Genomic DNA, 4,844 nt, shown 5'->3' on the forward strand with positions numbered 1-4,844 from the left:
GTTTCTTCCGAGTCAATAGCCACAAGAGTCCGCCGATCGGTAAGATCAATAGCGGCCACCAGGGAAAGCCACCTTTTTCTTTATTGGTGTTGGTGGTAGTTGTCGTCGTAGTCTCCGTACCTGTGGTGCCGCCGGTGGCAGTACCATCAGTCCCATTAGTACCAGTGCTAGCTGTTTCGGTCGTGCCAGTAGTGGTTGTCTCCGTGCCAGTTGGCGTCGTACCAGCACCTACGGCTGCAGCACCACCGGCGATCGATTCTTGAATGGCTTGTTTGCCACTAGCATCGCCGACATAGCCGAGAAATGCTTTGGCACCTTCACTTACTTTGCCGCCTTTATTTTTGTAGGCATAAGCTAGCGGCTGCGAAAACGGATATTTTGGATTATCGGGCTGCGTGCTGTGCAGCGTCACCGCTCTAATCCCGGGAATATTTTTAACTTGGTCGGCAGGTGCGTAACCAATGCCATCTTCACCGAGTTTATCGACGACTGATTGCGTCGAGTCTTCAGAGAGCTTTTGGGAGTTACTCCCAGTTTTGAGTTTGCCGTTTTGAAAGACGGGGTAATTAGCAAAAGCGCGACGGGTATCGCTGGTATCGGGTCTATCGATGACTTTGATTTTACCTTTGGCACCATTGGCACTAGGTAATTGCGACCAATCAGTCACCTCACCCCGGTAAATTTTCGCAAAATCTTTGAGGGTGAGATTGCCTTTGTAGGGATTGCTATCTTTGACGATGATGGCGATTTTGGATCTGCCGATCGACTTGGCTGTCAAACCTTCAGCTTTCTCAGCGGCTGTGAGCGCGCGACCGATCCCCGCGATGTCGGCTTTGTCTTGCACGATGGCTTTGAGGCCACTATCGCTACCTTGATATTGAGCGGGTACGGTAACATCCGTGCCGGGAAATTGCTTTTGAAAACGATCTTTGAGTCCTTGATTGACAGCTTGCAGGCTGCTGGAGCCATCAATCTGCACTTTTGTTCCCGCACTCACTGATGTAGGTAGGGGGAAGTTATCGGCAGCAGTTTGGGCAAAAGCTTTGAGGTTAATGCCACCAGCCGCTAATATTAGTGCTAGAGTTACGATTGAACTACTTTGCTGCTTCATTTGTAACAACTAGGTTTGTGGATATTGTAATCAACAATAGCTTAGATCTGTGGCCTGCATAGATACTTACCAATTGCTTCGTAAAGCAAATGTATAACCAGCACCCGAGCACAAGCTAGCAATTCGATTACTTGGACATGTGATAAGTTGACTGATGAATCGATATAAATGTTGATTTATGCGGCTTTTTAGACACTTATTTTTAAGATCGATAGCAACAGCGTGCTCAGATCCTAACCGATCTTGTCAGTTCGATCGACTAAAATGTTACATTTTCGTTAAGATACAAGCGAATCAAAAATTTTACTGTGCTTTTTATCACAAATGAGTTGTCTAAATGAGCAATATTCGCCGCAACAAATCAGGCCAAGTGGGGCATAATCATCGCCAGCAAAAAGTTCCCTCTGCACGCACAGGCAGCCAAGACGAGCGTGAAACTGTTGCGGCGCAGCCATCCCGCTCGTCGCCACTACAGCTCGGGTTCCGCTTAGCTTGTATTTGGTCGGTTTTGGGTCTAGGTAGCTTAGGACTATGCTCGCGATTGGTATGGTTGCAAGTAGTGCGCGCGTCCAATCTGCAACGAGTCGCGCAACAGCAGCAGACAATCTCCCAACGGCCATTTGTCCCTCGGCGGACGATCGTCGATCGCTCGAACAATCAACTGGCGATCGACCGACCCAGCTATACAATTTATGCACATCCCAGCCGCTTTGCGGAAGTAAAATTTGGCAAAGGTTTGCCCCGCAATGGGTTGAAAGTTAAAATCGAGCCATTGGATATGGCCGAACGCATCGCCCCGATTTTAGGTTTACCAGTCACAGATCTAGTTGCCAGATTTCAAAAGCGCAAAACTGGCGTACCGATCGGGAATGGGATTGCCGAAGAGATCGGCAATCGACTCAAAGCCTTAAAACTAGAAGGATTGGACATTACCCAAGGCGAAGCCGACTATACAAGATTTTATCCCCAGAACGATTTGGTCGCCGAGTTTTTGGGTTATTTGGACTGGGAGCACAAAGCGCGATCGGGAGTAGAATTGAGCCAATCATTGCTATTGGAGCGGAAGGTCGCCCAGTATCAACTCACGAAAAGTGGTGGTAATAAGGGATCGATTTTGCCCGATCGAGTCACGCCAGCTTTTTTGCACACCGATGACTTGAAACTGCGCCTGACAGTCGATTTGCGCCTGCAACGGGCGACCCGAGAAGCGTTGCACCAGAAAATGACAGAATGGCACGCACGTCGAGGAACGGCGATCGTCATGGATGCCGATACTGGGGCGATCCGCGCTCTCGTGGTCATCCCGACCTACAATCCCAATCAATATGCCAAAGATGTCGAGGACTATAGTAAAGTTGTCGGCCGCGAGCGCGCTTCCACATTACTCCAAAATGCCGCAGTCTCCGATCTCTACGAGCCAGGATCGACCTTTAAACCGATCGCGGTCGCCATCGCCCTAGAAAACCAGATCATCGATCGTCAAACTAAGCTATTTGACAGCGGCAGTATCGTTGTCGGACGGTACACCATTCGTAACTCTGATAAAAAAGGTAACGGCGAGATCGACATCTCGCAAATTCTCCAACATTCTAGTAATGTGGGCATGGTCAAAATTATGCAACGGCTCAAACCCGATATTTATTATGACTGGCTGCAACGAATCGGTTTAGGGCAAAAATCGGGGATCGATTTGCCCCTAGAAGCACGGGGTGAAGTCCGCAGCCGGCATGAGTTTGTCGCTTCGCCGATTTATCCCGCGAATACCGCCTTCGGCCAAGGGTTCTCGTTGACACCAATCCAAATGGTGACGCTGATTGGCAGTATTGCCAATGGTGGTAAGTTGGTCACGCCCCATGTGGTCGAAGGCTTATTTGATAGCGGTGGCGTACGCATGGACAAACCCAATCTCCCCGAACCCAGTCAGATTTTCTCCCCCGCTAATACCCAAGCCGTGCTGGAGATGATGGAAGATGTCGTCGCCAAGGGTTCTGGCGAACGGGCAAAAATTCCCGGCTATCGAATTGCTGGTAAAACTGGTACCTCCCAAAAAGCTGTCAGCGGCGGTTATAAGGAGGATGACAAAAAAATTACCAGTTTTGTGGGAATTTTGCCTGTAGATGGTCAACACCGCTATGTTGTGTTTGCCGCGATCGACGAGCCAAAAGGTAAGGAAAAAGCCTTTGGCAGTAATGTGGCGGCACCGATTGTCAAGTCGATTATGGAATCTTTGATTTCGATCGAAGGTATCCCCCCCAGCGATCCGAGTAAAATTAAGCCGACGACAGCGACACCGGTGCCAAACGTGCCAGATTAAATGGGTGTCGATCGGTTGAAATGCAAATGCGATCTGTGAGAAGCGTAACCCTAGAGGGCGGCCATAAAGCACTGCCCCTAAAATTTAATGTTGCTGCCAAAAGTTTTAACAAGCATCGATCTATCCCCTATTCTTGCTCTTCTCCCCGCTCCCCGCTCCCCGCTCCCCGCTCCCTTCTATCCCTTCTTCCTCGCAGCCATTCTCGACTACCTCATTGGCGATCCGTGGGGGTGGTTGCATCCCGTCCAGGTGATGGGCTGGGCGATCGATCGATTCACCACCACCGCCCTGAAATATCTCGATCGACCGTTGGCACGACGCATGGCGGGAGTGGTTTTATGTTGGGGCTTAATTTTGGGGACTGGCGGTGTGACTTGGCTGCTAGTTTATAGTTGCGACTGGTTGCATCCCTGGTTGGGCACGGCGGTGCGATCGATCTTGCTGGCAAGTTGCTTTGCGGGTAGAAGTTTGCGCCGAGCGGCGGAAGATGTGTTGGCGGCGATCGCAACTGAAGATCTGGATTTGGCGCGATCGCAACTGAGGATGTATGTGGGGCGGGATACCGATAAAATAACTATCCCCGAAATCGATCGGGCGATCCTGGAAACTGTCACCGAAAATGCGATCGATGGCGTGATGGCTCCCTTGTTTTACGCGATCGTCGGCATGTTTATTCCGGCAGTAGGGGCTGTACCACTCGCAATGGCTTACAAAGCTGCCAGTACGCTAGATTCGATGGTCGGTTATCGGCGCGAGCCATACGCCGATTTGGGCTGGTGTAGTGCCAAAGTTGAAGATGTGCTGACGTGGCTCCCCTGTCGGTTAGCTGTCCTGACATTGAGTATTATTTCGGGAAAACCATTAACTGTTTGGCGACTATGTTGGCGTGATGCTCGCCAAGATCCCAGCCCCAACTCTGGCTGGAGTGAATGCGCTTATGCCGCCGCCTTAGGGGTGAGAGTAGGGGGTGTCAATTACTATCGGGGGGAAGTCCAGAACAAACCATTCTTAGGTGACGATCTCCAACCGATTACCGCTGCGATTATTCAGCAAGCTCTAAATTTAACGCGGTATAGCTTCTTGTTATGGTTGGGTTTATTGGCGATCGTGTCAATCCAGACATAAAAAAGCTTGGCTCATAATTCAAGAGCCAAGCGATCGCAGTCATAGAATTTAGAAGTCAATACTCGATCGATGAAAGTTAACTCACCGCTTGCACCAATACAGAAGGACTAGTAAAATCGTAGGTCTGAGAGTACCCACAAGCGACGTGCGCTCCGTCTGCGATACGCATCGCTTCGCTCGTCTACGGGTTTCCCGAGGGTTTAGCGACTGAAATCACGCGGAGGTTCCCTCCGCATGTGTTTCAGTCAAGACAGCACGTCAAGACAGGGGCACCCCTACAGGTTAATTGTGTAG

At 50.2% G+C, this 4,844-nt stretch carries 3 protein-coding genes; 2 read left to right on the plus strand and 1 reads right to left on the minus strand.

Annotation, left to right across the window (positions count from 1 at the left end):
- On the minus strand, window positions 1-1,111 hold a 1,111-nt coding region (locus RMO84_RS05765; protein ID WP_310487521.1), incomplete at its 3' end, for a substrate-binding domain-containing protein.
- A 337-nt stretch (window positions 1,112-1,448) separates the two neighbouring features.
- Here RMO84_RS05765 and RMO84_RS05770 point away from each other — a divergent pair.
- Together RMO84_RS05770 and cbiB are read left to right on the plus strand one after the other, a co-directional pair.
- The gene (locus RMO84_RS05770) at window positions 1,449-3,425 is read left to right on the plus strand and encodes a penicillin-binding protein 2 (protein ID WP_310487522.1); all 1,977 of its coding nucleotides are present in this window, start codon (window positions 1,449-1,451) and stop codon (window positions 3,423-3,425) included.
- Between the two features lie 87 nt (window positions 3,426-3,512).
- A complete protein-coding gene (cbiB, locus tag RMO84_RS05775) occupies window positions 3,513-4,550 on the plus strand; it encodes an adenosylcobinamide-phosphate synthase CbiB (RefSeq protein ID WP_310487523.1) in 1,038 nt (345 codons plus the stop codon).
- Window positions 4,551-4,844 lie beyond the last annotated feature (294 nt).

The organism is Chamaesiphon sp. VAR_69_metabat_338 (assembly GCF_031423935.1).
GTDB lineage: Bacteria > Cyanobacteriota > Cyanobacteriia > Cyanobacteriales > Chamaesiphonaceae > Chamaesiphon.